The sequence below is a fragment of the Nocardioides anomalus genome, from assembly GCF_011046535.1.
Lineage (GTDB): Bacteria > Actinomycetota > Actinomycetes > Propionibacteriales > Nocardioidaceae > Nocardioides > Nocardioides anomalus.
The window spans coordinates 4,696,900-4,723,131 of the sequence record NZ_CP049257.1 but is presented as its reverse complement, the minus strand read 5'-3'; the positions used below and the strand labels follow the sequence as shown (position 1 = coordinate 4,723,131).

The window sequence follows — 26,232 nt, the reverse complement described above, 5'->3', positions numbered from 1 at the left end:
TTAGGCTGCAGGGCATGACGGACCCGGCTCCCCACGGCGCGGACAGCGAGGTCGGACGGCTGCGCACCGTGCTGCTGCACCGGCCCGGCCCGGAGCTCAAGCGGCTCACGCCCCGCAACAACGACAAGCTCCTCTTCGACGCCATCCCGTGGGTGGCGCGCGCGCAGGACGAGCACGACGCCTTCGCGGCGGCGCTGCGCGCTCGCGACGTCGAGGTCCTCTACCTCACCGAGCTGCTGTCCGAGACCCTCGCCGACCCCGACGCCCGGGCGCACGCGATCGAGGAGGCCCTGCGCGACCTCGACCTCGGCGACACCATGCGCGGCTACCTCGAGGGGCTGCTCGGGGACGCCTCGCCGGAGGAGCTCACGACGTACCTCACCGCGGGCATCCGCAACGACGAGGTCCGCGGCGGCTTCGGGCTGGTGACCAGCCTGCTGGCCTTCGACGACTTCCTCATCGACCCGCTGCCCAACCTGCTGTTCACCCGCGACTCCAGCGTGTGGGTGCGCGACCAGGTCGCGATCACCAGCCTGGCCATGCCGGCCCGCAAGCGCGAGACCGAGCTGACCGAGCTCATCTACACCCGGCACCCGCGCTTCGTCGGCACGCCCACGATGCACGGCGCCCACCTCGAGCACGTCGAGGGCGGCGACGTGCTGCTGCTCGCGCCCGGCGTCATCGCGGTCGGCTGCGGCGAGCGCACCACGCCGGCCGGCGCCGAGCGCCTGGCCCGCCAGTGTTTCGACGCCGGGCTGGCCCACACCGTGCTCGCCGTGCCCATCGCGCAGGAGCGCGCGACCATGCACCTCGACACCATCTGCACCCTCGTCGACGTGGACAAGATGGTCGTCTACCCCAACGTCGCGGACTCGCTGGTCGCCTACACCGTCAAGCCCACCGGGGACCACGAGGACGACGGGGCGATGGTGCTCGACGTCGCGCAGGCCGAGCCGTTCCTGGTGGCCGCGGCCAAGGCCATGGGCATCGACACCCTCCAGCAGATCGACACCGGCCTGGACCCGGTCACCGCCGAGCGCGAGCAGTGGGACGACGGCAACAACACCCTGGCCGTCGCGCCGCGGGTGGCCGTGGCCTACGAGCGCAACGACGAGACCAACGCCGCGCTCGAGGCGGCCGGCATCGACGTCATCAAGATCGCCGGCTCCGAGCTCGGCTCGGGCCGCGGCGGCCCGCGCTGCATGAGCTGCCCGATCTCGCGGGAGCCGCTGGGGTGAGACCGGGCCCACGGTGACCCGGACGGACTTCGGTCGTTCTGGTTGATGGACCCCCTGCGGTCCGCGAAGATCGCGGCGGCAGACCGACGGCGAAAGGCAGGCCATGGCAGAGACCTTCTTCTCGATGTTCACCCCCGAGGAGATCGCCCGCATCAGCGCCTCCGGCCGGAAGGTGAGGCTGCCCGAGGGCTGGGCGCCGATCTCGGAGCGGACCGGCGCCGACAAGGCCTACATCATCCTCAACGGCAAGGTCTCGGTCCGCTCGCACGGCGAGGAGGTGGCCCAGCTCGGCCCGGGCGACATCGTCGGCGAGGCCGCGATCCTCAACCACTCGCTGCGCACGGCGACCATCGTGGCGCTGACCCCGCTGGAACTCATCCACTTCACCCAGGACCAGCTCGACCAGCTCAGCGTGGAGATGCCGGCGTTCCACGAGGCGCTCGAGAAGACCGCGGCGGAGCGGTTCCCGAAGTCCTGAGGTGGACGAGCCGGACCTGTCCGAGGCCCTCGACACCGTCGAGCGGTACCTCCTCGGCTCTGCACCGACGCTGACCTCCGTCCAGGTCTCCGAGCAGGCGGGCGTGCCCCTCGAGGTCGCCCAGGAGCTCTGGCGGCTGCTCGGCTTCGCCCACCAGCCCGACGACGCGGTCGCCTTCACCGAGGCCGACGTCCAGGCGCTGCGCTACACCCACGACCTGGTCCAGCTCGGCATCCTGAACGCCGATCGCCAGGCCGCGCTCGTGCGGACCTGGGGCCGCAGCTTCGCCCGGCTCGCGGAGTGGCAGACCCGGCTCCTCACCGACGTGGCGCTGGAGAGCGACGACCCGGTCGGGCAGGTCACCGACCTGGCCTCGGAGGTGCTGCCGCGGGTCGAGGCGCTGCAGGACTACGTCTGGCGCCGCCACCTGGCCAGCGCCGGCAACCGGCTCATGGCCAGCGACGCGGCCGGCTCCGACACCTCGCGCCTGGCCGTGGTGTTCGTGGACATCGTGGGCTTCACCTCGCGCTCCAAGGAGCTCACCGACGCCGAGCTGGTCGGCTGGATCGAGCACTTCGAGGCCGAGTGCTCCGGGCTGGTCGTCGACTCCGGCGGTCGGGTCATCAAGAACATCGGCGACGAGGTCCTGTACGTCGCCGAGGACCTGCGCGCCGCGGCCGAGGCGGCCCTGACCATGACCGCCCGGGGCGCCGACCCCGACGACGAGTTCCCCGAGGTGCGCGCCGGGCTGGCCTACGGCGACGTGGTCTCCCGGCTGGGCGACGTGTTCGGCCCGACGGTCAACATCGCGTCCCGGCTCACCTCGATCGCCCGGCCCAGCTCGGTCCTGGTCGACCAGGGCGCGCACGACGCCCTGGACGGCGAGCCGTTCGAGCTGCGCCGGCTGCGGCGCACGTCGGTGAAGGGCTACGCCCACCTGCAGCCGTACGTCGTCAGGCGGCCCCGCCACTGACCACGGCCGCCACCCGCGCGGCCGCCGCCGGCGCGAACACGATCGTGTAGTGGTTGGTGTCCGGGACGACCTCGACGTCGATCCCCGGCACCTCGTCGTACGCCGTCAGGGCGGCGACCGGCAGCAGCCCCGGCGGTTCGCCGAGCATCCCGCCCGGCGCCGCCAGGATCGTCACCGGCACCCCGACCGAGCGCAGCTCGGAGTCGAAGACGGCGCCGGAGACCAGCAGGTCGCGGCCGTCGGCGCGCACCGACTCCTCGTCGCAGCGCGACCGGACGCCGTCGGGCGTCTCGAGGGCGTCGTAGCGGGCGTAGCCCTCGACCACCGTCGACCAGTGCGGCCCGAGCGCGGGGTGCGCGCGGAACACGTCGACGTACGCCTCGACCGTGGGGCAGCTCCGGCTGAGCCGCTCCAGCGCCGGGCCGAGCGTGGCCGCCAGCACCGCGTCGGGGTCGGCGTCGGCCGGCAGCGGGAGCGCCACTCCTCCGTCGACCAGCACCACGCGCGAGAACAGGTCGGGGCGCTCGTGCGCGAGGTGCACGGCGACGTAGGCGCCCATCGAGTGGCCGACCAGCGGCACGGGGCCGCCGGCTGCGAGCTCCTCGGCCACCGGCACCAGGTCGTCGACGTGGCTCTGCAGCCCGGTCGAGGACGGCAGGTCGCGCGAGTGGCCGCGCCCGCGCAGGTCGACCGCGACCAGGCTCCACTCCTCCGGCAGCGCGGCACCGACCGCGGCCCAGGCCGCGCTGGAGGCGGTGATGCCGTGCACGGCCAGCGCCGGCCGCGGGCCGGCGCCGTACCGCTGGCGGTGCAGGGTCACCGGATGGTGACCTGCCGGTTGGCCAGCCCGGAGCGCGCGGACCGCTCGTCGGCGGTGAGCGGCTCGTCGGAGGCCAGCGCGGTGTCGAGCCTGGCCTTGAACTCCGCGGCCGGGTCCTCGAGCGGCTCGGGACCGGTGCCGACGGGGAGGTCCCACACGGGGGCGAGCAGCCCGTGGGCGCGGAACATGCCGACCAGCCGGGCGCCGTCGACGATGACGTCGTCGCCGGCCGCGTGCAGCCGGGCCAGCGCGTCGAGGAGCTGGTCCTCGGGCTCGGGCATGACCCAGCGCAGGTGCTCCTTGGTCCCCACGTTGGTCCAGTACGCCGCCTCGACCTGCGTCAGGCGCGCCGTCGGGTTGGCCGCGGCGTTGGCCTGCTCGAGCGCGGCGGCCACGTCGTCCTTGTTCTCCACGTCGGCGACCCAGAAGTCGAAGCCGTCGTGGACGGTGATCGTGAGCGCGTCGTCGGCGACCAGGTCCTGCAGGCGCGGGCCCTCGCCGGGCGGGTCGGTCAGGCCGATGACCCCGGGCTCGTCGGCCGCCAGCGCGAGCTGCAGCGCGGCGGCCAGGTCGCGCGAGGGGTCGCCGAAGTTGTGCTGGACCTGCAGGCCGAGCCAGACCTGCCCGGAGTCGCGGTACATCGCCGGCGCCGCCATCGGCAGCAGGGTGCACAGCGTCACCGGGCGGTCGGTGCCCTCGACCGTCAGCGGCGCGGTGGCGGCCGGCACCAGCTCGCGCAGCGCCACGATGTCGCACTCCGACGGCAGCCCCTCGAACGGCCGCGCGACGTACACCGCCGCCCCGCCCTCGGCGCCGTGACAGGCCTTGTAGCGCTTGCCCGAGCCGCACGGGCACGGCTGGCGCGGCCCGACCTCGCCGGGTGCGTGCGCCTCACGGGTCTTGGTGCGGGACTTCTTCGCCATGCCGGCGAACCTACTTGCCCAGCAGTCCCAGCACGTACGCCGGGCGGTCGGTGATCACGGCCCGCACCCCGAGCTCCTGGCAGCGCCGCAGCTCGGCCTCGGTGTTGACCGTCCAGACGTGCACGTCGTGGCCGGAGCCCGCGATCCGCTCGGCCAGCCGCGGGTGCTCGGTGAGCAGCTCGATGCCCGGGCCGACGATCCAGTCCGGGCCCATGACCCGGCGCAGCAGCGGCCAGTACTGGGCCTTGTCGAGCAGCTGCACCACGGGCACCTTCGGCGCGAGCCGCTCCATCCGCTGCAGCGCGGTGTGGCTGAAGCTCATCACCCGCACCGGGCTGGGGCCGCCGCCCGTCGGCTCGACCCAGCCGAAGTCGTGCAGCATCTCGCAGACCCGCTTCTCCACCAGCCCGCCGTACCGCGTCGGGTGCTTGGTCTCGATGGCCACCTCGACCCGGCGGTCGTAGTCCGCGACCGTCTCCAGCAGCTTGCGCAGGGTGAGCACGCCGTCGTAGGTCCGGTCGCGCTCGGGCGCCTCGTCGTCCAGGTCGGCCCACGGGTTCTTCCAGGCCGCGAAGTCGAGCTCCTCGAGCTCCTCGAGGTTCGAGGTCGAGACCAGGCCGCGCTTGGCCGCCGTGCGCCTCAGGTCGCGGTCGTGCACGCAGACCAGGTGGCCGTCGGCGGTGAGGCGCACGTCGCACTCCAGGCCCTCGGCCCCCGCGTCGAGCGCCTTCACGTAGGCCAGGAGCGTGTGCTCGGCGTTCTCCTCGCTCGCTCCCCGGTGCGCGACCACCTGGGGCACCGAGGGCACCGACGGCATGGCTCCAGTGTGGCGCGCCGACCCGAACGCGGCGCGGATGTCGGCCGGGTGTCCGTGCCGTGTCCGATGCTGGGTGCGTGGCCATGCACTCGGGGTCGACCACCAAGACCTACCTCTACCTGCGCGTCGGGCTGGTCGGGCTCGCGGTCTTCCTCGGCGCCGCGCTGGTCCTCGAGATCGCCCTCGGCGACGGACCGTGGCTGGACTCGATCAGCGCGTACTTCTACACCCCCGTCCGCAACGTCTTCGTGGGCACGCTCTGCGCCATGGGCGTGTGCCTCATCGCCCTCAAGGGCCGCGACCGGCCGCGCGAGGACCTGATGCTCAACCTGGCCGGCATGTGCGCGCCCCTCGTCGCGCTCTGCCCGACGCCGCTCGACGGACGCGTCCCCGCGTCGTACGTCCCGGGCGTGGAGAACGGCGTCGGCGCGCTCCTGGTCGTCGGCGCCCTCGGGGTGGTCTTCGCGGCCTGGACCGTCCGGCGGGGCGCGGACGCCGCCGGCGACCTGGTCGCGCTGGCGGCCTCCGGCGGTGGGGTGCTTGCCGTCGGGCTCTGGTTCGCGCTGGACCGGTCGTCGTTCCTGGACTACGCGCACTACGCGGCTGCGGTGCTGATGTTCGGCCTCGTCGTCGCCGTCGCGCTGGTCAACGCGGCCCAGGTGGAGGAGTTCGTGGCCGCCGGCGGGACGCTCACGATGGGCGCGGCCACGACGTTCCGCCGGCTCTACCGCGCCATCGCCTCCGCGATGGGAGTCGTGCTGGGCGGCGCCCTCGTGCTGGGCGTGGTCTACCTGGTCAGCGGCGCCGAGCCGTTCGCGCACTGGGTCTTCGTGGTGGAGGCGCTGCTGCTCGCGCTGTTCACGGCGTTCTGGGTGCTGCAGACGGTGCAGTACGCCGTGGACGGCGCCCCGCAGTGACTCAGCCGGCCTGCCCGCGCAGGTAGCGCCCGAAGTGCGGGACGGTGAAGGCGATCCGGCCGCGCTCCCCGGAGTAGATGAGCCCCTTCTTGAGCAGCGAGTCGCGGGCGGGCGAGAGCGACTGCGGCTTCTTGCCGAGGACGCCGGCCACGTCGGCGGTGGCGACCGAGCCGACGGGGTCCTCGCTGTCCGGCGGGGCCGCGTCGGCCATCGCGCGCAGGTAGTCGCGCTCCCCGGGGGTGGCGCGCTCGTAGCGGCTGCCGAAGAAGCCGACGGCGAGCTCGGCCTCGGCCTCGGGGGCGGCGACCGCGACGTCGGAGCGGGTGATGGGCGAGCGCGGGGCGAGGTCCCAGACCGTCTTGCCGTAGGCCTGGATGAAGTAGGGGTAGCCGCCGGTGGCGGCGTACATCGCGGCCAGCGCGTCCTCGTCGTACGTCGCGTCCTCCTCGGCGGCCGGCGCGGAGAGGGCGCGGTCGGCCTCGGCGCGGCTGAGGCGGTCGATGCGCTGGTAGGAGAAGAGCCGCTCGGAGTAGGACTTGGAGGCGGACAGCACGGCGGGCAGGTGCGGCAGGCCGGCGCCGACCACGATGACGGGCAGCCCGGTCTGGCTGACCTCGTGGCAGGCGGCGCAGAGCGCGGAGACGTCGTCGGGCCCGAGGTCCTGCATCTCGTCGAGGAACACCGCGGCGCCCTTGCCGAGGTCGGCGGCCAGCCCGCCGACGTCGGTCATCAGCTCGACCAGGTCGATCTCGACGTCGCCGGAGTCGGCGCGCCCGCGGACGGCGGGCACGTCGATGCCGGGGCTCCAGCGCTCGCGCAGCTTGGCGTCGGGGCCGGCCTGGCGCTCGGCGAACGAGCGGACGACGCCGAGCACGTGGTCGGGCTCCGGGTGGCCGAGCTCGCGCACGGCCTGGTGCACCGCGCTGGACAGCGGGCGCCGCAGCGACTGGTCGGGACGGGCCTCGAGTTTGCCGGTGCCCCAGCCGCGGCGTACGGCCTGACCGCGCAGTGCGTTGAGGAGCACGGTCTTGCCGACCCCGCGGAGTCCGGTCAGCACCAGCGAGCGCTCCGGGCGGCCGCGCACCACGCGCTCGAGCACCACGTCGAACGCCGCGAGCTGCTCGTCGCGCCCGGCCAGCTCGGGCGGGCGCTGGCCGGCGCCGGGCGCGTAGGGGTTCCGCACGGGGTCCACGATCGGACCGTATGGGCCTGTCTAGCCCCCGCCCTAGATTTCCGCGGGCGTGTCAGCCGGCAGCCTGGTGGCTCTCGCTGCCGACCGGGCGGGTGGGGGCGTGCCGGTACGCGCGGTCGAGCCCGGTCCGGAGCAGGTCGATCAGCTGCGGCACCTCCTCGACGGCGAGCCGGAAGGTGCCAGTGCAGACGTTGTCGCGCCACAGCGAGAGCACGACCAGGTCCTGCTCGGAGTGCCAGGAGACCCGGAGCGCGCGGTCGACACCGCGGGCGTCGAGGAAGATCGACCCCACCGCGGGCAGCGGCCGGGCGGCACTCATCTGCCCATGATGCCCCGGGCTGTGAAGGCTGTCACGGGGTTCGTCCGGGCGCCCTAGACTGCGGGCGTGCCCGAGCTGCCCGAGGTGGAAGCCCTGGCCCTCGACCTCCGGGGCCGGCTCGACGGCCACGCCATCGCCACCGTGCACATCGCGGCGTTCAGCGCGTTGAAGACCTTCGACCCGCCGCTGCGCGCCCTCGAGGGCCTGCTGGTCGACGACGTGACCCGGCACGGGAAGTTCCTGGACCTCGAGGTCGGCGGCCTGCACCTGGTCATGCACCTGGCCCGCGGCGGCTGGATCCGCTGGCGCGACGAGGTGCCGACCCTGCCGCCGCGCCCCGGTGGCAAGAACCCGCTCGCCGCCCGCGTCGTCCTGGACGAGTCCTCGACAGGCTCGGCCCGAGCACCGGGGCTCGACGTCACCGAGGCCGGCACCAAGAAGCGCCTCGCGATCTACCTGGTCCGCGACCCGCAGGACGTGCCGGGCATCGCCACCCTCGGCCCGGACCCGCTCACCGACGACTTCACCCTGGAGCGGTTCCGCGAGATCCTCACCGCCGAGGGCCGCAAGCAGATCAAGGGCGTGCTGCGCCACCAGGGCACCATCGCCGGGATCGGCAACGCCTACTCCGACGAGATCCTGCACGCCGCCAAGATGTCGCCGTACCGCTCGGCCGCCTCGATCCTCGAGGGCGACAGCGACGACTCCGCCCTCGTCCACCTGTACGACGCCATCCGGGTCACGCTGGGCGATGCGGTCGAGCGCTCCCGTGGCCTGGCCATGAGCGAGCTCAAGGGCGAGAAGAAGTCGAACCTCGCGGTGCACGGCAAGGCGGGTCAGCCGTGCCCGGTCTGTGGCGACACGATCCGCGAGGTGTCCTTCGCCGACTCGAGCCTGCAGTACTGCCCGACCTGCCAGACCGGCGGCAAGCCGCTCGCCGACCGTCGGATGAGCAAGCTGCTCAAGTAGCACCGCGCGCGGCGGCGGCGCAGACTGTGCGCGTGCCCGAGGACCTCGCCGCTCTCCTGGCGTCCGTGGACCCCGCCCAGCTGGGCCAGCGGATCCGGGCGGCCCGACGCAGCCTGGACCTCACCCAGGGCGAGGTCGCGGGGGCCGACGCGAGCGTCGCGTTCGTCTCGCGCATCGAGAGCGGCAAGCGCCGCCCCGACCTCGCGCTGCTGCAGGCGATGGCCGGCCGGCTGCGCACCACCGCCCTCGCGCTGCTGACCGGCGCCCCCGACCCGACCGCGTCCCGGCTCCGGGTCGCGCTGGACCACGCCGAGCTCGCGCTGCGCAGCGGCTCGCCCGACGCGGCCGAAGAGCTGCTGGAGTCGGTCCGCGAGGACGTGGAGTCGTTCTCGGACCCGGACCTGCGCGCCGCGTGGCGGCTGACCAGCGCCCTGACCGCCGAGGCCCGCGGCGCACTGGACGACGCGATCACCGGCCTGGAGGACCTCCTCGAGGCGAGCCGCTCGGTCCCGGACGCGACCAGGATCGCGATCGCCCTGAGCCGCTGCTACCGCGAGAGCGGTGACCTGTCCCGCGCCATCAGCACCGGCGAGCGCTGCCTGACCTCGCTGCGCGACCTCGGCCTGGAGGGCACCGACGACGCGGTGCAGCTCGCGGTGACCGTGGCCGCGGCCCACTTCGTGCTCGGCGACGTCGGGCACGCGGTCCGGCTCGCCCGGCGGGCGGTCAAGCAGGCCGAGGACGTCGGCAGCGACGCGGCCCGCGCCTCGGCGTACTGGAACGCCAGCATCATGGAGTCGCGGCGCGGCGCCACCGAGGCGGCGCTGCCCCTGGCCGAGAAGGCGCTGCGACTGCTCGACTCCGCCGAGGGCAACCGGAACGTCGCCCGCCTGCGCAGTCAGCTCGGCATCTTCCAGCTGCGCGTGGACCCGCCCGACGCCGACGGCGCGATCGAGAACCTCACCGCCGCCGCGGAGGAGCTCGCGTGGTCCAGCGCCAGCCCGGTCGACAAGGGCCGCAACGCCGTCGCGCTGGCCAGGGCCCGGCTGCTCACCGGTGAGCCGACCGAGGCGCTCGCGCAGGCCGAGGGCGTGCACCGCGACGTCGGCAGCACCGCTCCCCTGCTCGACGCCGGCGCGCTGACCGTCATGGGTGAGGCGTCCTTCGCGCTCGGCCAGCCCGAGCAGGCCGCCGCGCACTACCGTCAGGCCGTCGCCGTCCTCACCGGGGTCGGTTCCGACCGCGGCGCGGCGGACTCCTGGTTCGAGCTGGCGGCGCTGCTCGACGAGCTCGGACTGCGCGACGAGGCGCACGACGCCTACCGCAACGCCGCCGTGGCCAGCGGTGCGGTCTCGGCGGCCGGGCTGCGGCGACTCCAGCAGCACTGAGACCTGCCCGAGGCGGGGCCGGGCCGGACTGCGCTCCGGCCCGACCCCGCCCGCCCTCACGCGGTCAGCAGCACCAGTGGTCGTCCGGACCGGCCAGCAGGTCCGAGCCCGGTGCGACCTGGGCGACGGACACCGACACGACGGCCGAGACGGCCAGGACGACGGCTGCGACGAACTTCTTCACTGCGGATACCTCCTTGTGGCAAACCACGCGATTCGTGGTTTGCCACAGGAGGTAACATTTTGACAACCGGTTGACGCTCGACGCACCGCGTGGAGGCGCGGTCGAAGACGACGCAGCGGCGTGGATCGATTCCCGCTGCCGGAGCGCTGCGACGCGCCCCTCAGCGACCGGCCGCGACGTCCGCGCTCGAGGCGGCGGCGGCTAGGTTGGAGCCGTGCCCGGCATCCCCACCGTCTCCATCTCCGGCGTTCCCGACCCGCTGCCGGAGGGCGTCAGCGTCCTCGACGTGCGCGAGCCCGTGGAGTGGGCGCACGGCCACGTGGAGGGCGCGCTGCACATCCCGCTCGGGCAGCTCACCCAGCGGCTCGACGAGGTGCCGGAGGGCCAGACCCTGGTGGTCTGCAAGGTCGGCGGCCGCTCGGCGCAGGCGGTCGCGTGGCTGGCCCAGCAGGGCCGCGACGTGGTCAACCTGGACGGCGGGATGCTCGAGTGGGAGGCCGCGGGCCGACCGATGGTCAGCGAGACGGGGCAGCCGCCGCAGGTGGTGTGAGGCTCAGGCCCCGAGGTCGGGGCAGGCCTTCTCGATGTAGTCCTCGAGCGCGTCGAGGCGTCGCTGGTCCTCGTCGCTGACGTCGCCGAGGCGCGCGACGTCGTCCTGGGTGGCGTCGTCGGCCAGGTCCTCGATGCGGCTCACGGTGAGCTCGAAGCCCTGCTCGGCCGCGACGGGGATGTCGTCGGGCACGCCGACGTCGGCCACCGCGCCGGCGGCGTCCTTCAGCGCGCGGATGTACGCCGGGAGGTCGGCGGAGTCGGCGGCGTCGACGTCGGCGCGGAAGGTCTCCAGCGCGGTGCAGAACGAGCGGACCGAGGAGTCGCCGCTCGCGCTGTCGTCGCCGTCGTCGCCGGTGCAGCCGGCGACCAGGGTGCTGCCCGACAGCAGGGCCGCCACCAGCACGAGGCGGGTGGCGGCCCTGCCGAGGGCACGCGGGTGCGGGGCCAGGTCGGGTCCTGGGTCAGGAACCGGCGCCGAGGTCCGGGCAGGTCTTGTCGAGGTAGTCCGAGAACGCCTTGGAGTTCTTCTCCGCGTCGTCGTCGAGCTCCTGGTCGAGGTTCTGGATGTCGTCGGCGGTCGCGTCGTCGGGGAGGTCGTCGATCTGGTCCAGCGTGTCGTCCAGCCCCTCCTTGGCGTCGTCGGGGATGTCGGAGGGCACCCCGACGTCCTTGATCTTCTTCGCGGCGTCCTTGAGGATCTTGCCGAGGTCCTTCTCGTCACCGGTGACGCTGGTCAGGTCGTCGTAGAACCCCTGGAAGGCGTCGCAGAAGTCCTTCTTCGACGCGGTCTTGTCACTCGCGCCGTCCCCGTCGTCGCTGCCGCACCCCACGGCGCCGCCGGCGACGAGGACGAGGCTGGCGGCCAGCAGTCCGAGCTTCACGTGGTCTCCCCACAGTTGGTTGGATCCGTCACCGCTCACCCTCGCACGACCGGGCCCCCACCCCAGGCAGGGGCCGGCAGCTCGAGGGCCTGGTCCAGTCGCCTCAGGTACGCCGGCCGCGGGACCTCGACGGCGCCGAGCGTGGCCAGGTGCGGCGTCACCCACTGCACGTCGAGCAGCCGTCCCGGCACCCCGTCGCCGGTCAGCACCTCGACCAGGCCGACGAGGGCGACCTTGGAGGCGTCGCGGACGTGGTGGAACATCGACTCGCCCGCGAACAGCCCGCCGATCCCGACGCCGTACAGCCCGCCGACCAGCGCGCCGTCGCGCCACGCCTCGACCGAGTGCGCCCAGCCGAGGCGGTGCAGCTCGGCGTACGCCGCCGCGATGTCGCCGGTGATCCACCCCGCCTCCCGCGTCGGGTCGCCGCAGGCGGCCACGACCTCCTCGAACGCGGTGTCCACACGCACCTCGAAGTCGCGCACCGACCGGCGCAGCGAGCGCGAGACCCGCAGCCCGTCGAGCGGCAGGATCCCGCGCTGCACCGGGCAGAACCAGTGGATCGGCGGCCGCACGCCGTCCTCGGGCATCGGGAAGATCCCGCTGCGGTACGCCGCGAGCAGGGTGCCCGGCGCCAGGTCGGCGCCCACACCGACCAGGTCGTCGGGCGCGTCCACCGGGTCCGGGAACACCCACGGCGTGGGCGGAGGCTCGACCGGCACCTACGTAGGATCACACCATGGGCGTGACGAGCAAGGCGGCGGGCGCGGTGGGCAAGCAGCTCGCGCCCAAGCTCACCCAGGTGGCCCCCGGGCTGACCTCGTCGTTCGTCCGTGAGGCGCTGCACCGCGCGATCGTCGGCGTGGGCCCGCTGCCCGCGGCCAGCAAGGCGGCGGACGCCCAGCTCAAGGAGCAGAAGGGCGACGTCGAGAAGGCCGTCCACGAGGTCATCGAGAACCACGTCCGTTACGCGGCGGCCCAGGGCTTCGTCACCAACATCGGCGGCCTGGTGACGGCGGCGCTGACCATCCCGACCAACATCACCGGCGTGGCGCTCATCCAGTGCCGGATGATCGCCGGCATCGCACACCTGCGCGGCTACGACCTCGACGACCCGCGGGTGCGCAACGCGATCCTCACCTGCCTGGTCGGTGAGGACCACGTCAACGAGCTGGTCAAGAAGCGCAAGCTCCCCGCGCCCCCGATGGCCCTGGCCACCGCGCCGGTGCACGACGCCGACCTCGACGCGGTCGTCTCCGCCGAGGTCGCGGCCGAGCTGGTCAACAAGGTCGTCGGCAAGCGGCTGGCCATCACGGTCGGGCGCCGGGTGCCGATCGCGGGCGGCTTCATCGGGCTGGGCGCCGACGCCTACGCGACGTGGAAGGTCGGCCGCTACGCCGACCGCGAGCTCCTGCCCCGCGCCCGCCGGTAGACCCCGAGCAGCCCGCGCCCCACGGCGCTGGCCTCCAGGCGCAGGTAGAGCGTGCGCTTCATGCGGTAGGACAGCGTGTTCTCGGCCCGCTCGAGCGCGCCGCGCACGTCGGCCAGCTCGTGGTGCAGCCGCTCCTCCTCGTGGCGCAAACGCGCATTGTCGAGGAGCAGCGCGGTGATCGCGTCCACAGCTGCCGACGCCACCTGGCGCTCGCGCGGTCGGTCGGGGTCGGACCACTCCTCCGCCGGCGGCGGGCCGACCAGGTCGCCCAGGTCGCCGATCACGTCGTACCCGCGCCGCTCGACCTCCTCGGTCCACGCCGTCGACAGCCCGGTGGCCCAAGCGTGCAGGTCCGGGGGCAGGGCCAGCCGCGGCGACTGCGTGCGCCGCGAGAGGGTCTGGTGGGCGAGCAGCTCGCGGACCAGCGGCCGGTAGTCCGCGGGCGGGAGCTCGGCGTTCGCCCGGCGGTTGATCCGGCGCAGCAGCGTGGTCTCGGGCGCGCCGAGCGACGGGTTCTGGCGCTCGCCCTGGAGGTCCAGGTCGATGCCGTCGAGGCCGAAGGCCTGGCTGAACCGCTTCCAGAGCAGCTCGGGCGCACCCCCCGGCGGCGGCACGGTGACCACGTGGACGTGGGCCGGGTCGAGGTCCTGACCCCAGCGGTCCAGGATCTCGGGCACCTCCTGCACGCCCCAGAACCACGAGCCGATGCGCGAGGCGCGCTCGGGGTCGGTGATCTGGTCCAGGAACGCCGCGTAGCGCAGCTGGGCGCGGTGCTTGACGTTCTCCTGCCACTCGGCCGGGATCTGGCGGACCAGGTCGCGCACGCTCAGCACCAGGTGCACCTCGGTGCCCTCGCCGTGGCCGAGCGAGGCCAGCGCGCGCCCGATCTGGCTGCGTGAGGCGGTGGCCAGGATCTCGTGGCTCAGGATCGCGGTGCCCTCGTGGGCGCGGACCCGCGCGGCCAGCTCGTCCCACGCGCCGATCGCCTCGGTCTGCAGACCGCCCCACGGCAGCTGCATGAGGTCGAGCGCGGCCAGGAAGTGGTGGTCGTGCCGGTCGGCGGGGTAGAGGATCCCGGCCTCCTCGAGCACGGGACGGTTCCGGAACAGCACGTCCTGGAGGTACGACGTGCCGGTCTTCGGCGTACCGACGTGCAGGAGGACCTTGGTGCTCATCGGTCCTCCTCCAGCAGCAGGTCGATCGCGAGGTCGAGCACCGAAGTGTTGGGCCTTTCCTCACGGCGTTGGGGTGTTGCAACGGCCCAACCCCGTGGGGATACCCGGGTACCCGGGTATCCCGACCACTGGGCCAGCACCGCGTCCGCGTCTCCCACCACAGGGTATCGAGCGCGCAGCAGCCGCTGGCGCAGGGCGAAGCCGGCGTCCTCGACCCAGTCGCGGTGCTCGGGAGGTACGACGGGACGGGGGCCCTCCTCGCGAGCGAGCCTGGGCAGCAGGCGCTCGGTGAGCAACCGGGCCTGCTCCGCCGGGACGACGTGCAGGCTCAGCGCGGTCCCGACCTGGCGGGCCAGCTCGGTGGCGTGGACCGCGACCTCGGGCGCGGGGGCCAGCCGGCGCACGCCGACCAGCCGGGGCAGGGCGGCCGGGTCGAGGACGACGCCGACCCGCCCGGTGTGCGGCCGCGCCTCGAAGCGCGCGACCGCGCCGGGCAGGTCGAGGCGCTCCGGCAGCCGGCGTCGGGCGCGGACCCGGGCCAGGAAGTCCGGCCAGCTCGGGGCGGCCGGGCCGAAGGCGCCCGCGCCCCAGGTGTGGGCCAGCATCGTGGCCACGTCGCAACCCAGGACGTGGACGGCCCGGCCCTGGCCTCCGGGCGGCCGGCCGTCGGCGGTCAGCGCGCGGGTGTGGGCCGCGGCCAGCCACGGGTCGCCGGCCAGCTGGTAGCGCACCCGCAGCCGCCGGGGCGGGCGCGGCTCGGCCGCAGGGGCGTCGGCGGCCAGCACGTCCTCGGCCAGCAGCCCGGTGGCCACCCGCAGCAGCTCCTCGTCGGGCAGCGTCGCCGGGTCGACGGGCGGCGGGCCGAAGCGGCGCTCCTCGTCGACCCCGACCAGCTCCAGGTCGGGACGGCCGCGGCCGGGCGCGGAGGCGGTCAGCACCCGCTCGACCAGCGTGGCCGACGGCCGGCCGGCCGCGTTGAGCCGGCGCAGCAGCTCGAGCTGCTGGGCGCCGGGCAGGAAGCGGCTCTCCTCGGCCGGGTCGGTGGTCTCCCAGGCCGCCCACGGCGTCGTACCCCCGGCGCGCAGGTGGGCCACCCACGCCCAGGCGCGGGCGCGGCCGGTGTCGAGCGAGGTGCTCATCGGCGCAGCAGCCGCGAGAGCCGCGCGGACCGGGAGACGAGCGGGTCGGCCGGGTCGGGGCGACGCGCCGCCTCGAGGGTCAGCGCGACGATGGCGTCGAGGGCGGCCGAGCTGACGTCGCGGTTGCTCGGCCGGTCCGGGTCCTGCCAGACGGCGTCCGGCGCGGGGCGCACCGGCCGGAGCTCCTCGAGGTCGCCGACCACGTCCACGCCGGCCTCGAGGGCGCGCTCGATCCAGAGCTGGGCGATCTCCTCGGCCCAGTCGAAGGCCTCGGGCGGGAGGGTGACCGGCTGCATGTCCGGACGGTTGGCCCAGGTCTGGTGGACGACGGCGTGGCGGACCAGGCTGCGGTACTGGTCCGAGGGCAGTCCCGCCGCCTTGAGCCGGGCGTTGACCCGCCGCAGCAGGGTGGTCTCGGCGGTGCCGATGGAGGGGTTCTTGCGGGCGCCCTCGACCGGCGCCCAGGCCGGGTCCATGCCGGTCGCGGCGCAGAAGCGGCGCCACAGCTCGCCGGCCGGACCGCCCGGTCGCGGCACGGTGACCAGGTGGAACCGCTCCGGAGCCAGCCCCCGGCCCCACCGGTCCAGCACGCCGCCGAGGCCCTGGACCCGCCAGAACCACCGGGTCGCCTTGCGCTGGTCGGTCTCGCGGATCTGCTCGAGGAAGGTGCGGAAGCTCAGCTTGCGCTGGTGCTTGACCTGCTCCTGCCACTCCGCGGCGACCTGTCGCGCCACGTCCCGCGCGGTGTAGACGACGTGCACCTCGGTGCCGTCGAGGCTGTCGAGCACCCGGCGCACCCCGCTGGGCCGGGCGCCGGCGAGGATCTCGTGGCTCAGCACCGCCGTGCCGCGCACCTTGCGGGTGCGCCGCACGAGGGCGTCCCACTCCCCCTGCGCCAGCGGCCGCATGCCGCCCCACGGCCGGTCGACCACGTCGAGCGCGGCCAGGAACATGTCCTCGTGCGGACCGGTCGGGTAGGTGTAGCCGTGGCGCCGCAGCGCGTCGGCGTTCAGCGCGAGCCGGTCCTGGAGGTACGTCGTCCCGGTCTTGGGCGCGCCCACGTGGAGGTAGACGCGCCGCGGGCTCATGCCTGCGATTGTGACAGCGCCCGGACCACCGCGGACGGCGACGGGCGACCGAGCTCGCCCGCCATCCAGGCGCTGGTCGCGACCAGCGCGTCGAGGTCGACGCCGTGCTCGATGCCCAGGCCGGTGAGCATCCAGACCAGGTCCTCGGTGGCCAGGTTGCCCGTCGCGCTCTTGGCGTAGGGACACCCGCCCAGCCCACCCGCGCTCGCGTCGAAGGTCGTGATGCCGGACTGCAGCGCGGAGTAGGTGTTGGCCAGCGCCTGGCCGTAGGTGTCGTGGAAGTGCATGGCCAGGTCGTCCTTGGCCATCCCCGCGGCCAGGAACGCCTCGATCAACGCCGTCACCTGACCCGCCGTGCCGACGCCGATGGTGTCGCCCAGGCTCAGCTGGCTCGCGCCCAGGTCGAAGAGCCGCTGGCCGACCGACACGACCTGCTCGACCGGCACCCGGCCCTCCCAGGGGTCGCCGAAGCACATCGAGACGTACGCGCGGACGTCGAGCCCGGCGTCACGCGCCCGCTTCACGGTCGGCTCGAACATCGCGAACTGCTCGTCCACGCTGCGGTTGAGGTTGCGCTGGGCGAAGGTCTCGGTGGCCGAGCCGAAGATCGCCACGTGCCGCAGCCCCAGCTCGAGCGCCCGGTCCAGGCCGCGCTCGTTGGGCACCAGCACCGGCAGGCCCTTCCCGTCCTCGCCCAGGCGCGTCATCAGCTCCTCGGCGTCAGCCAGCTGCGGGACCCACTTCGGGTGCACGAACGACGTGGCCTCGACGACCGGGAGCCCGGTCGCGAGCAGGCGGCGCACGAACTGCTCCTTGACGTCGACGGGCACCATCGACTTCTCGTTCTGCAGGCCGTCGCGCGGGCCCACCTCGTAGATCGTGACCTTCGTCGGCAGCTCAGCCATCGTTCTCCTCCACCACGAACAACGCGGCGCCCAGCTTCACCTGTTCCCCGGCCGCCGCGCCCACGGACGTGACGGTGCCGGCGAACGGCGCCTTGAGGCTCAGCTCCATCTTCATCGCCTCGAGCACGCCGAGGACCTGGCCCTCCTCGACCGCGTCGCCCTCGGCCACGCGGACGTCGAGCACGGTGCCCGGCATCGGGGCGGTGAGCGCGCCGTCGGCCACCGCCACGCCGTGGTCGCCCATCACATCGGGCCGGGCGAAGAGGAACCGCTGGCCGTGGTGGACGACCTCGACCCGGTCGTGCCGGACCGCGGCCACCGGGCGGGTCGTCGGCTCGGCCCCGAGGGTGACCGGCTCGTCCAGCTCGACCACGACCGGCGCCGGGTCGGACCCGAGCCGGAAGCCGTCGCTGGCGAACGGGCCGTCCGCCGTCCGGTCGCGCCGGAACACCGCCCAGGCGGCCAGCTCGCGGGCCGGTGCCGGGTCGGGCTCGGGCACGTCGTGGCGGTCCAGCCAGGCGGTGTCGATGGTGGCGTCGCGGAACTCGTCGCTGGCCACCAGCACCCGCAGGAACCCCGCGTTGGTGGTCAGCCCGAGGATCGCGGTGTCGTCGAGGGCCTGCACGAGCCGCAGGCGCGCCTCCTCGCGGGTCGCGCCGTGGGCGATGACCTTGCCCAGCATCGGGTCGTACGCCGTGGAGACGGTCTGGCCGGACTCGAGCGCCTGGTCGACGCGCACCCCGTCCGGCCAGCGCACGGTCGAGGCCGTGCCGGCCTGCGGGAGGAAGCCGTGGAAGGAGTCCTCGGCGTAGACCCGCGCCTCGATGGCGTGGCCCCGCGGCGTGAGCTCCGGCAGGTCGAGCGGCTCGCCCGAGGCGACCCGGAGCTGGAGCTCGACCAGGTCCAGGCCGGTGATGAGCTCGGTCACCGGGTGCTCGACCTGGAGGCGGGTGTTCATCTCCAGGAAGTAGACCTCGCCCGTGTCGTCGTCCAGCAGGAACTCCACGGTGCCGGCGTTGACGTAGCCGACGTGCGCGGCCAGCGCGACCGCGGCGGCCAGCACGCGGGTGCGCTGGGCGTCGGTCAGCGTCGGCGCGGGCGCCTCCTCCAGGACCTTCTGGTGGCGGCGCTGGGTCGAGCAGTCGCGCTCGAACAGGTGCCGCACGGTGCCGTGGGTGTCGCCGATGACCTGGACCTCGACGTGCCGCCCGCGCTCGACGTACTTCTCGATGAGCATGGTGTCGTCGCCGAAGGCTGACAGCGCCTCGCGCCGGGCGGCCGCCGTCGCCTCCTCCAGCTCGGCGGCGCTGCGGACCACCCGCATGCCCTTGCCGCCGCCGCCGGCCGCGGCCTTGACCAGCACGGGGTAGGCGGCGTCCTCGCCGCGGGGCACCACCGGCACGCCCGCCGCGACCGCGATCTCGCGGGCGTGGTCCTTGCGGGCCATCGCCTCCATCGCCTCAGGCGGCGGCCCGATCCAGGCCAGGCCGGCCGCGGCCACGGCCCGCGCGAAGGTCGGGTTCTCCGAGAGGAAGCCGTAGCCCGGGTGGACCGAGTCGGCCCCGGCCCCTCGCGCCTGGGCGACCTGCGCCTCGACGTCGAGGTAGTCGCCGCTGCTCGCCGTGGCGCGGACGCCGAGCCGCGCGCAGGTGCGCGCGACCCGGGCGGCGATCTCGCCGCGGTTGGCGATGAAGACGTGCTCGAGCATGGCCATCACATCCGGAAGACGCCGTAGGACGACGCCGGGATCGGGGCGTGGGACGCCGCGGCGAGGCCCATGCCGAGGACGCGGCGGGTGTCGACGGGGTCGATGACGCCGTCGTCCCACAGCCGGGCGGTGGAGTAGTACGGCGAGCCCTGGGTCTCGTACTGCGCGCGGATGGGCGCCTTGAACTCCTCGTCGTCGGGCCGGTTGGCCACGGTGGCGAGCACCGAGGCGGCCTGCTCGCCGCCCATCACCGAGATGCGGGCGTTGGGCCACATCCACAGGAACCGCGGGTCGTAGGCCCGCCCGCACATGCCGTAGTTGCCGGCCCCGAACGAGCCGCCGATGACCACCGTGAACTTCGGGACCACCGAGCAGGCCACCGCGGTGACGAGCTTGGCCCCGTCGCGGGCGATGCCCTTGTTCTCGTACTCCCTGCCGACCATGAAGCCGGAGATGTTCTGCAGGAAGACCAGCGGGATGCGCCGCTGGTTGCACAGCTCGATGAAGTGCGCGCCCTTGAGGGCCGACTCGCTGAACAGGATCCCATTGTTGGCCGCGATCCCGACCTCGTGGCCCCAGATCCGCGCGAACCCGCAGACCAGCGTCTCGGCGTACAGCCGCTTGAACTCGTGGAACCGGCTGCCGTCGACGACCCGGCGGATCACCTCGCGCACGTCGTACGGCGTGCGGGTGTCGGTCGGGACGACGTCGTAGAGGCCGAGCGGGTCCTCCTGCGGCTCCTCGACCTCGTGCACGGCGAGGTGCCGCTCGCCGCGGGGCAGGGTGTCGACGATGCTGCGCACGATGTCGAGCGCGTGGGCGTCGTCCTCGGCCAGGTGGTCGACCACCCCGGAGGTGCGGGCGTGCACGTCCCCGCCGCCGAGCTCCTCGGCCGTCACGACCTCGCCGGTCGCCGCCTTCACCAGGGGCGGGCCGCCCAGGAAGATCGTGCCCTGGTTGCGCACGATGACCGTCTCGTCGGACATGGCCGGGACGTAGGCGCCGCCGGCGGTGCACGAGCCCATGACGCTGGCGACCTGCGGGACACCTTGGGCGCTCAGGTTGGCCTGGTTGAAGAAGATCCGGCCGAAGTGCTCCTTGTCGGGGAACACGTCGTCCTGCATCGGCAGGAACGCACCGCCCGAGTCGACGAGGTAGACGCACGGCAGCCGGTTCTCCGCGGCCACGGTCTGCGCGCGCAGGTGCTTCTTGACGGTCATCGGGTAGTAGGTGCCGCCCTTGACGGTGGCGTCGTTGGCCACGACCACCGTCTCGCGGCCGCTGACCCGCCCGATGCCGGTGACGATGCCGGCGCTGGGCACCGCGTCGTCGTACATCCCGGTCGCGGCCAGCGGGCTCAGCTCCAGGAACGGGCTGCCCGGGTCGAGCAGCCGGTCGACCCGGTCGCGGACCAGCAGCTTGCCGCGGGCGGTGTGCTTCTCGCGGGCCGCGTCGCTGCCGCCGCGCCGGACGACGGCCAGGCGCTCACGCAGGTCGGCGACCAGCTCACGCATCTCCTCTGCCACGCAGGTCAGGTTAGCGATCATTAACCTCGTGCGCCATCGCCCGGGTCGTGTGAGGGTCGGGACGTGAGCCTGCGCTGGCAGTGCGTGGTCGTGGACTGCGCCGACCCCGAAGCCGTCGCGACCTTCTGGGCCGCCGCGCTCGGCTGGCGGCGCACGCACGTGTCGGCCGACGGCGGCGAGGTCGTCCTCGAGCCGCCCGCGGGCAGCCCCGAGGACGGCGTCGCGCCGGACCTGCTGTTCATCCGGGTGCCCGACCCGACGCCGGGCAAGCGGCGGCTGCACCTGGACCTGCGACCGTCCGGCGACCAGGCGAGGGAGGTGGCCCGGCTCGAGGCGCTGGGCGCCACCCGCGCCGACGTGGGCCAGGACGAGGGCGCCAGCTGGGTGGTGCTGGCCGACGTCGAGGGCAACGAGCTCTGCGTCCTCAAGCCGTACGGCGCCCACGAGGGCTGAGCCGGAACACCGGGCGGCGGTCCCGCGTTGACCCCACATGAGCGCCGTACCGCTGACCGCCGAGACCTTCGAGCAGACCGTCACCAGCGAGGACATCGTGCTGGTCGACTTCTGGGCGTCGTGGTGTGGGCCGTGCCGCCAGTTCGCGCCGGTCTACGAGGCCGCCTCCGAGCGCCACGAGGACGTCGTGTTCGCCTCCATCGACACCGAGGCCGAGCAGTCGATCTCCCAGGCCGCGCAGGTCACGGCCATCCCGACGCTGATGGCCTTCCGCGACGGGATCCTGGTCTTCCGGCAGTCCGGCGCGCTCCCCGCGCCCGCGTTGGAGGAGCTCATCACCGCGGTCAAGGGCCTGGACATGGACGACGTGCGGGCCCAGATCGCGGCCGCCGAGGCCGACGCCGGCGGCGCGCAGGCCTAGGCGCCCGGTCGGCCACCGGGTTAGTCGCCGCTAACCTCGGGGCATGGCCCGCCGCGACGAGATCCTCGCGACCGCGGCCGAGCTGTTCGCCGCGCGCGGGTTCCACGGCGTGAGCGTGGCCGACATCGGCGCGGCCTGCGGCATCTCCGGGCCGGCGCTCTACAAGCACTTCGCGTCCAAGGACGCGGTGCTGGCCGAGATGCTGGTCGACATCAGCGAGCGGCTGCTCGAGGTCGGCCGCGAGCGCTCGGACGCCGCGCCCGACGCGGTGACCGCGCTGCACGCGCTGGTCGACTGGCACGTCGACTTCGCCCTGCGCGACCGCCCGCTGATCGTGGTCCAGGACCGCGACTGGGAGTCGCTGCCGGACGACGCGCGCGAGCTCGTCCGCAAGCTCCAGCGCGCGTACGTCGACCTCTGGGCCGACCGCCTGCGCGAGGTGCACGACGGGCTGCCGCTGGACAGCGCGCGGGCCATGGCGCACGCGGCCTTCGGGCTCATCAACTCCACGCCGCACAGCGCGCTGCTGCCCGACGCCCGGATGCGCGAGCTGCTCACGGGGATGGCGGACGCCGCCCTCGGCACCGGGCCGCGCGGTGCGTAGCCGCGTCGTCGCCCCGCTGCTGGCCGCGGTCCTCGGGATCGGCGGCGGTGTGACCACCGCGCTGGTGGTCGACGACGGGGGCGGCGACGAGCCGGCCGCGTCGTCGTTCAACGACCCGCTGCACCTGCGCATCCCCCAGGTCGACCAGGCCGACTGCACCGGCCAGGCGCTGCTCATCGTGGGCTACGGCGACACCGCCGCGCCGCTGAGCAACGCGGTGGCCAACGCCAGCAGCAGCAAGGGCCTGCGCTACCTGCGCACCGACAGCTCGTGCCCGACGGTGATGGGTCCCGAGGGCAAGGACCCGCCCAAGTACGCCGTCTACCGAGGGCCCTACGACAGCAAGCAGGACCCCTGCGAGGTGCGGATGTCCGGCACCGAGGTCAACAGCTTCGTCACCGTGCTCAGCTCCGGCAACGAGCAGCTGGTCAAGTGCCCGTGCGAGATCCCGTCGTCCGAGGCGCCGGCGCTGGAGCTCGGCATGGCGGTCACCACCGAGAGCAAGGTCTGGGTGCGGGCGCTGCAGGCGATGTTCTCCGACGACGCGCAGCTCCACCCGCAGCGCGGGGCGTTCCCGGGTGACCAGATCACCGGGATCTTCGACGACCCCACCTCGGCACGCGTGGCGGAGTACCAGGACGACGCCCCGGGCCAGGTCACCGAGCGCGGAGCGGTGGACACGGCCACGTGGAGCCTGCTCACGCTGCGGCTGTGCCGCAACTACGAGTACTGACCCGGCCCCTCGGCCTCGCGCAGCAGCGCCGCGGCCCGCAGGGCGGCGTCGACCGCGGTGTCCACGTCCGGGTCGGCCTCCTCCTCGCGCACCGCGGGCACGGAGCGGCCGTGCAGCTCGGCCAGCAGGTCGTCGCGGCCCAGGCCGCGCAGGTGCAGCAGCACGAACGGGTCGTCGTCGATGAGCCAGGCCAACTGGTACATCACGGCCAGCGCGTGCGGGCAGGGGTCGGTCCAGCTCTCGCAGCTGCAGGTCGAGGCCAGCTCGCCGCCGTAGGGCAGCAGCTCGACGCCGGCCTCCTCGGCGTGCTCGACCAGGGTGTGCGGAAGGTCGCCGGCCAGCAGCGCCGCGACCCGCCCGGCCTCGGCGGCGACCGTCTCCACCAGCGCCTCGCGGGCGTCGGCGTCGAGGACCGGGACCGTGCCCTGGACGGCCCAGAGCCCGTGCTGGTCCTCGACCGCGGCCACGAACGCGCCCGGGCGCACGCTGATCTGGCCGATCCGCCCCGACCGGGAGATGGTGCGGGCGGCGGTCAGGTCGCCCGAGGAGTACGACGACTCCTCGACCGCACGCACCCAGGCCTTGGACCACCAGCGGGTCGACCGGGCCGCGCCGCGGCGCTCGGGAGCGCGGGGGTGGACGACGGTGGTCACGACCGGTCCCGGCCCTCGCGGCGCGCGTCCTCGCGGCGCAGCGTCACCAGGTCGCGCAGCTCGTCGTCGCCGAGCTCGGTCAGCGCCGCCTCTCCGCGGCCCAGGACGGCGTCGGCCAGCGAGCGCTTGCGGGCCAGCAGCTCGGCGATGCGCTCCTCGACGGTGCCCTGGGTGATGAGCCGGTGCACCTGCACCGGCTTGGTCTGCCCGATCCGGTAGGCCCGGTCGGTGGCCTGCTCCTCGACGGCGGGGTTCCACCACCGGTCGAAGTGCAGGACGTGGTCGGCGCGGGTCAGGTTGAGGCCGGTGCCCCCGGCCTTGAGCGAGAGCAGGAAGACGGGCGCCTCCCCCGCCTGGAACCGCGCGACCATCGCCTCGCGCTCGCGCACCGGCGTGCCGCCGTGCAGGAACTGGTGGGGCACGCCGGCTCGGGTCAGGTGGGCCTCGAGGAGCCGCGCCATGGCGACGTACTGGGTGAAGACCAGGGCGGCGCCGTCCTCGGCCAGCACGGTGCCGAGCAGCTCGTCGACCAGGTCGAGCTTCTGCGAGCGGCCGGAGAGGCGCACCGCGCCGGACTCCTTGAGGAAGTGGGCCGGGTGGTTGCAGATCTGCTTGAGCCCGGTCAGCAGCATCAGGACCAGGCTGCGGCGGGTGACCTGGTCGTCGGCGTGCGCGCGCTCGATGCGAGCCATGGTGTCGCGCACGAACGACTCGTAGAGCACGACCTGCTCGCGGGTCAGGTGCAGCGGGTGGTCGGTCTCGGTCTTGGCCGGCAGCTCGGGCGCGATCCCGGGATCGGACTTGCGGCGGCGCAGCAGGAACGGGCCGATGAGCTCGGCGAACTGCCGGGTCTTGGCCTCGTGCACGCCCGCCTCGATCGGGCTCGCCCACGCGCGGCGGAAGGCCTGGCGGCTGCCGAGGAGGCCGGGGATCACCCAGTCGAGCACGGACCAGAGCTCGGTGAGGTTGTTCTCCATCGGCGTGCCGGTGAGCGCGACCCGCACCGCGCTGGGGATCTTGCGCAGATTGCGCGCGGTCGAGGAGCGCGCGTTCTTCAGGTGCTGCGCCTCGTCGGCGACCACCAGGTCCCAGGGCACCTCGGCCAGCGCCTCGTGGCTGACCCGCATGGTGCCGTACGTCGTGAGCACGAACCCCTCGGTCAGCCCCTCGAGCGTGCGCCGCTCGCCGTGGTAGCGGCGCACGGCCACGCCCGGGGCGAACCGCGCCAGCTCCTGCTCCCAGTTGCCCAGCAGGCTGGCCGGGCAGACGACGAGCACGGGACCGGTGTGCCCCTCCTCGACGCGGTGCAGGTGGAGCGCGATGAGCGTCACCGTCTTGCCCAGGCCCATGTCGTCGGCCAGGCACGCGCCCAGGCCGTGGGAGGTCAGCTCGGCCAGCCACGTGAGCCCCTGGCGCTGGTAGTCGCGCAGCTCGGCCCGCAGCGCCGCGGGGACCGGGACCGGCTCACGGGTCGCCGCACCGAGCAGCCGCTCGCGGACCTGGAGCAGGCTGGCGCCGAGCTGGACCTGCTCCTCGACCGGCTGCTCCGCGGTGCCGAGCTGGACGGTGCCGGTCAGCGCGGCGGCGATGGCCTCGGCGGCGGTGGCCGTGCGGACCACCCGTTTGCGGGCCTTGCGCGCGATCGAGGGGTCGATGACGGTCCAGTTGCCGCGCAGCCGCAGCAGCGGGGCCGCCGTGGTGGCCAGCTGCTCCATCTCCTCCTCGGTCAGCGGGTCGCCGTGCAGGGCCAGCTGCCAGCGGAAGCTGAACAGCTCGCCCTCGCCGAAGACACCGGTGCGCAGCTGGGCCTCGCGCTCCGACATCGGACGGGCGCGGTCCAGCACCGTGGTCGCCGTGAGGTCGCGCCCGAGGCTGCGCGGCCAGAGCACGTCCACGCCGCGCCCGGCCAAGGCACCGACGCCGGTCTCGAGCAGGCTCTCGATCTCGTCGCCGTCGAGGGTGATCTGGTCGGGCACCCGCAGCTCGAGCATCCGGTCGAGCACCGGCCAGGCCTCGGCCGCGCCGCGTAGCGCGATCGTGGCGTGGGTGCGGGCCCGGTCGCCGAAGCCGTGCTCCTCCTCCGCTCCGGTCCACAGCAGTGCCGCGTCGCAGAGGTGGAGCGGGTTCTGCTCGTCGTGGACCTGCAGCACCAGACGCACCGCGCCCGCGACCAGCTCCTCCTCGTCGGCCTCGACGCGCAGCGAGACCCGGACCAGCTGCGGGCGCTCCGGGCGCGGCTCGGTGTAGCGCTTCAGCCGATCGCGCAGGGTCCGCTCGAAGTCCGGGCGCGGCCGCTGCTGCTGGGCCACGGTGGGCGCGGCGCGCGGCACCGCGTCGGCCACCGCGTCGAGCAGGTCGCGGACCAGCCGCTCCGCCTCATCGGGTCCGAGGTCGCCGTGGGTCCGGGCGCTGGCCAGCTGCAGGACGCGGTCCTCGTCGGCGCGGTCCAGCGGAGCCATCCGCCAGCTGGGGTCGGTGCCGGACGGCTCGATCCGGCCGGCGGCCACCAGCTTGAGCCCCAGCAGCGCCGCTCCGGAGAGCAGCCCGATGCTCGGGTGCAGGTCGTCGCGGTGGTGGGCCTTGGTCAGCACCGGCAGCGCCGCGCGGATGGGCAGTGTGACCGTGCGGCGCTCGTCGCGGAACTCCACCACGCCCTCCCGCGGCGGGCTCGCGGGCCGGAACGCCGCGGTGCCGAGGGGGACGAAGCTCACCCCCCGAAACTAGCCGTCCGGCCCGACAACGCG

The 26,232-nt window shown here is 74.1% G+C and carries 28 protein-coding genes; 12 read left to right on the top strand and 16 right to left on the bottom strand.

Annotated elements, in window-relative coordinates; translation table 11 throughout:
• Positions 1–14 precede the first annotated feature (14 nt).
• The 3 genes from G5V58_RS23530 (at position 15) to G5V58_RS23520 (ending at position 2,689) form a co-directional block, all read left to right on the top strand.
• Positions 15–1,238, top strand: coding sequence for an arginine deiminase (locus tag G5V58_RS23530; protein WP_165237789.1), 1,224 nt, complete (start codon positions 15–17; stop codon positions 1,236–1,238).
• 103 nt (positions 1,239–1,341) lie between these two features.
• Positions 1,342–1,716, top strand: coding sequence for a Crp/Fnr family transcriptional regulator (locus G5V58_RS23525; RefSeq protein ID WP_165237786.1), 375 nt, complete (start codon positions 1,342–1,344; stop codon positions 1,714–1,716).
• A gap of 1 nt (position 1,717) precedes the next feature.
• Complete coding sequence (locus tag G5V58_RS23520; RefSeq protein ID WP_230486900.1) at positions 1,718–2,689, top strand: adenylate/guanylate cyclase domain-containing protein; 972 nt, start codon at positions 1,718–1,720, stop codon at positions 2,687–2,689.
• Here G5V58_RS23520 and G5V58_RS23515 read toward each other — a convergent pair.
• The 3 genes from G5V58_RS23515 to G5V58_RS23505 are packed head-to-tail and all read right to left on the bottom strand — an operon-like array spanning position 2,670 to position 5,249.
• The gene (locus tag G5V58_RS23515; RefSeq protein ID WP_165237784.1) at positions 2,670–3,509 is read right to left on the bottom strand and encodes an alpha/beta fold hydrolase; all 840 of its coding nucleotides are present in this window, start codon (positions 3,507–3,509) and stop codon (positions 2,670–2,672) included. The genes G5V58_RS23520 and G5V58_RS23515 overlap by 20 nt on opposite strands.
• Positions 3,506–4,432: a DUF5926 family protein gene (locus G5V58_RS23510; protein WP_165237782.1), complete on the bottom strand. Its 927-nt coding sequence runs from the start codon at positions 4,430–4,432 to the stop codon at positions 3,506–3,508. The genes G5V58_RS23515 and G5V58_RS23510 overlap by 4 nt, the downstream gene beginning before the upstream one ends.
• Positions 4,433–4,442: 10 nt before the next feature.
• The gene (locus G5V58_RS23505; RefSeq protein ID WP_165237780.1) at positions 4,443–5,249 is read right to left on the bottom strand and encodes a glycerophosphodiester phosphodiesterase; all 807 of its coding nucleotides are present in this window, start codon (positions 5,247–5,249) and stop codon (positions 4,443–4,445) included.
• 77 nt (positions 5,250–5,326) lie between these two features.
• Between G5V58_RS23505 and G5V58_RS23500 the strand changes: the two genes are divergently transcribed.
• Positions 5,327–6,166, top strand: a complete 840-nt coding sequence (locus G5V58_RS23500; protein WP_165237778.1) for a hypothetical protein — start codon at positions 5,327–5,329, stop codon at positions 6,164–6,166.
• A 1-nt stretch (position 6,167) separates the two neighbouring features.
• On the opposite strand, the gene G5V58_RS23495 is transcribed toward G5V58_RS23500, so the two are convergent.
• Both G5V58_RS23495 and G5V58_RS23490 read right to left on the bottom strand, forming a co-directional pair.
• Positions 6,168–7,358: an ATP-binding protein gene (locus G5V58_RS23495; protein ID WP_165237776.1), complete on the bottom strand. Its 1,191-nt coding sequence runs from the start codon at positions 7,356–7,358 to the stop codon at positions 6,168–6,170.
• Positions 7,359–7,410: 52 nt separating this feature from the next.
• Positions 7,411–7,677 carry a hypothetical protein gene (locus tag G5V58_RS23490; RefSeq protein WP_165237773.1) on the bottom strand — a complete coding sequence of 89 codons (267 nt, stop codon included), beginning with the start codon at positions 7,675–7,677 and terminating at the stop codon, positions 7,411–7,413.
• Positions 7,678–7,743: 66 nt separating this feature from the next.
• Between G5V58_RS23490 and G5V58_RS23485 the strand changes: the two genes are divergently transcribed.
• The 3 genes from G5V58_RS23485 to G5V58_RS23475 all read left to right on the top strand — a co-directional run bounded on the left by G5V58_RS23485 (position 7,744) and on the right by G5V58_RS23475 (position 10,768).
• Positions 7,744–8,646: a DNA-formamidopyrimidine glycosylase family protein gene (locus G5V58_RS23485; RefSeq protein WP_165237771.1), complete on the top strand. Its 903-nt coding sequence runs from the start codon at positions 7,744–7,746 to the stop codon at positions 8,644–8,646.
• Between the two features lie 32 nt (positions 8,647–8,678).
• Positions 8,679–10,034, top strand: a complete 1,356-nt coding sequence (locus G5V58_RS23480; RefSeq protein WP_165237769.1) for a helix-turn-helix domain-containing protein — start codon at positions 8,679–8,681, stop codon at positions 10,032–10,034.
• A 398-nt stretch (positions 10,035–10,432) separates the two neighbouring features.
• Complete coding sequence (locus G5V58_RS23475; RefSeq protein WP_165237767.1) at positions 10,433–10,768, top strand: rhodanese-like domain-containing protein; 336 nt, start codon at positions 10,433–10,435, stop codon at positions 10,766–10,768.
• A 3-nt stretch (positions 10,769–10,771) separates the two neighbouring features.
• Here G5V58_RS23475 and G5V58_RS23470 read toward each other — a convergent pair whose 3' ends face one another.
• From G5V58_RS23470 to aat, 3 genes are all read right to left on the bottom strand, one after another.
• On the bottom strand, positions 10,772–11,167 hold the full coding sequence (locus tag G5V58_RS23470) for a hypothetical protein (protein ID WP_165237765.1): 396 nt from the start codon (positions 11,165–11,167) through the stop codon (positions 10,772–10,774).
• Between the two features lie 64 nt (positions 11,168–11,231).
• The gene (locus tag G5V58_RS23465) at positions 11,232–11,651 is read right to left on the bottom strand and encodes a hypothetical protein (RefSeq protein ID WP_165237763.1); all 420 of its coding nucleotides are present in this window, start codon (positions 11,649–11,651) and stop codon (positions 11,232–11,234) included.
• Between the two features lie 35 nt (positions 11,652–11,686).
• Positions 11,687–12,373, bottom strand: coding sequence for a leucyl/phenylalanyl-tRNA--protein transferase (gene aat / locus G5V58_RS23460; RefSeq protein ID WP_165237760.1), 687 nt, complete (start codon positions 12,371–12,373; stop codon positions 11,687–11,689).
• A 17-nt stretch (positions 12,374–12,390) separates the two neighbouring features.
• Between aat and G5V58_RS23455 the strand changes: the two genes are divergently transcribed.
• Positions 12,391–13,083 carry an EcsC family protein gene (locus G5V58_RS23455; RefSeq protein ID WP_165237758.1) on the top strand — a complete coding sequence of 231 codons (693 nt, stop codon included), beginning with the start codon at positions 12,391–12,393 and terminating at the stop codon, positions 13,081–13,083.
• On the opposite strand, the gene G5V58_RS23450 is transcribed toward G5V58_RS23455, so the two are convergent.
• Genes G5V58_RS23450 through G5V58_RS23425 form a run of 6 tightly spaced genes read right to left on the bottom strand, consistent with a single transcriptional unit; the run spans position 13,044 to position 20,612 of the window.
• Complete coding sequence (locus G5V58_RS23450) at positions 13,044–14,258, bottom strand: hypothetical protein (protein ID WP_165237756.1); 1,215 nt, start codon at positions 14,256–14,258, stop codon at positions 13,044–13,046. The genes G5V58_RS23455 and G5V58_RS23450 overlap by 40 nt on opposite strands.
• On the bottom strand, positions 14,255–15,397 hold the full coding sequence (locus tag G5V58_RS23445) for a hypothetical protein (RefSeq protein WP_165237754.1): 1,143 nt from the start codon (positions 15,395–15,397) through the stop codon (positions 14,255–14,257). The genes G5V58_RS23450 and G5V58_RS23445 overlap by 4 nt, the downstream gene beginning before the upstream one ends.
• The gene (locus tag G5V58_RS23440) at positions 15,394–16,485 is read right to left on the bottom strand and encodes a hypothetical protein (RefSeq protein WP_165237752.1); all 1,092 of its coding nucleotides are present in this window, start codon (positions 16,483–16,485) and stop codon (positions 15,394–15,396) included. The genes G5V58_RS23445 and G5V58_RS23440 overlap by 4 nt, the downstream gene beginning before the upstream one ends.
• Positions 16,482–17,390: a hydroxymethylglutaryl-CoA lyase gene (locus tag G5V58_RS23435; RefSeq protein ID WP_165237750.1), complete on the bottom strand. Its 909-nt coding sequence runs from the start codon at positions 17,388–17,390 to the stop codon at positions 16,482–16,484. Before G5V58_RS23435 ends, G5V58_RS23440 begins: the two co-directional genes overlap by 4 nt.
• The gene (locus G5V58_RS23430) at positions 17,383–19,098 is read right to left on the bottom strand and encodes an ATP-binding protein (protein WP_165237748.1); all 1,716 of its coding nucleotides are present in this window, start codon (positions 19,096–19,098) and stop codon (positions 17,383–17,385) included. The genes G5V58_RS23435 and G5V58_RS23430 overlap by 8 nt, the downstream gene beginning before the upstream one ends.
• Positions 19,099–19,103: 5 nt before the next feature.
• Positions 19,104–20,612 (bottom strand): carboxyl transferase domain-containing protein, encoded by a 1,509-nt coding sequence (locus tag G5V58_RS23425; RefSeq protein WP_230487399.1) that lies wholly within the window; start codon positions 20,610–20,612, stop codon positions 19,104–19,106.
• A 75-nt stretch (positions 20,613–20,687) separates the two neighbouring features.
• On the opposite strand from G5V58_RS23425, the gene G5V58_RS23420 reads away from it, so the two are divergent.
• The 4 genes from G5V58_RS23420 to G5V58_RS23405 are packed head-to-tail and all read left to right on the top strand — an operon-like array spanning position 20,688 to position 22,835.
• Positions 20,688–21,077 carry a VOC family protein gene (locus G5V58_RS23420; protein WP_165237744.1) on the top strand — a complete coding sequence of 130 codons (390 nt, stop codon included), beginning with the start codon at positions 20,688–20,690 and terminating at the stop codon, positions 21,075–21,077.
• A 37-nt stretch (positions 21,078–21,114) separates the two neighbouring features.
• Positions 21,115–21,498 carry a thioredoxin gene (gene trxA, locus G5V58_RS23415; RefSeq protein WP_165237742.1) on the top strand — a complete coding sequence of 128 codons (384 nt, stop codon included), beginning with the start codon at positions 21,115–21,117 and terminating at the stop codon, positions 21,496–21,498.
• A 43-nt stretch (positions 21,499–21,541) separates the two neighbouring features.
• Complete coding sequence (locus G5V58_RS23410; protein WP_165237740.1) at positions 21,542–22,102, top strand: SACE_7040 family transcriptional regulator; 561 nt, start codon at positions 21,542–21,544, stop codon at positions 22,100–22,102.
• The gene (locus G5V58_RS23405; protein ID WP_165237738.1) at positions 22,095–22,835 is read left to right on the top strand and encodes a hypothetical protein; all 741 of its coding nucleotides are present in this window, start codon (positions 22,095–22,097) and stop codon (positions 22,833–22,835) included. Before G5V58_RS23410 ends, G5V58_RS23405 begins: the two co-directional genes overlap by 8 nt.
• On the opposite strand, the gene G5V58_RS23400 is transcribed toward G5V58_RS23405, so the two are convergent.
• A complete protein-coding gene (locus G5V58_RS23400) occupies positions 22,823–23,488 on the bottom strand; it encodes an SWIM zinc finger family protein (RefSeq protein ID WP_165237736.1) in 666 nt (221 codons plus the stop codon). The two genes, G5V58_RS23405 and G5V58_RS23400, sit on opposite strands and share 13 nt — an antisense overlap.
• Entirely contained in the window at positions 23,485–26,199 is a 2,715-nt protein-coding gene (locus G5V58_RS23395; protein WP_165237734.1) for a DEAD/DEAH box helicase, read from the bottom strand. Before G5V58_RS23395 ends, G5V58_RS23400 begins: the two co-directional genes overlap by 4 nt.
• Between the last annotated feature and the right edge of the window lie 33 nt (positions 26,200–26,232).

Coding starts and splice junctions, on each gene's coding strand:
- G5V58_RS23530 (WP_165237789.1), top strand. CDS start 15: ATGACGGACCCGGCTCCCCACGGCGCGGACAGCGAGGTCGGACGGCTG.
- G5V58_RS23525 (WP_165237786.1), top strand. CDS start 1,342: ATGGCAGAGACCTTCTTCTCGATGTTCACCCCCGAGGAGATCGCCCGC.
- G5V58_RS23510 (WP_165237782.1), bottom strand. CDS start 4,432: ATGGCGAAGAAGTCCCGCACCAAGACCCGTGAGGCGCACGCACCCGGC.
- G5V58_RS23505 (WP_165237780.1), bottom strand. CDS start 5,249: ATGCCGTCGGTGCCCTCGGTGCCCCAGGTGGTCGCGCACCGGGGAGCG.
- G5V58_RS23490 (WP_165237773.1), bottom strand. CDS start 7,677: ATGAGTGCCGCCCGGCCGCTGCCCGCGGTGGGGTCGATCTTCCTCGAC.
- G5V58_RS23455 (WP_165237758.1), top strand. CDS start 12,391: ATGGGCGTGACGAGCAAGGCGGCGGGCGCGGTGGGCAAGCAGCTCGCG.
- G5V58_RS23450 (WP_165237756.1), bottom strand. CDS start 14,258: ATGAGCACCAAGGTCCTCCTGCACGTCGGTACGCCGAAGACCGGCACG.
- G5V58_RS23445 (WP_165237754.1), bottom strand. CDS start 15,397: ATGAGCACCTCGCTCGACACCGGCCGCGCCCGCGCCTGGGCGTGGGTG.
- G5V58_RS23440 (WP_165237752.1), bottom strand. CDS start 16,485: ATGAGCCCGCGGCGCGTCTACCTCCACGTGGGCGCGCCCAAGACCGGG.
- G5V58_RS23435 (WP_165237750.1), bottom strand. CDS start 17,390: ATGGCTGAGCTGCCGACGAAGGTCACGATCTACGAGGTGGGCCCGCGC.
- G5V58_RS23430 (WP_165237748.1), bottom strand. CDS start 19,098: ATGCTCGAGCACGTCTTCATCGCCAACCGCGGCGAGATCGCCGCCCGG.
- G5V58_RS23425 (WP_230487399.1), bottom strand. CDS start 20,612: ATGCGTGAGCTGGTCGCCGACCTGCGTGAGCGCCTGGCCGTCGTCCGG.
- trxA (WP_165237742.1), top strand. CDS start 21,115: ATGAGCGCCGTACCGCTGACCGCCGAGACCTTCGAGCAGACCGTCACC.
- G5V58_RS23410 (WP_165237740.1), top strand. CDS start 21,542: ATGGCCCGCCGCGACGAGATCCTCGCGACCGCGGCCGAGCTGTTCGCC.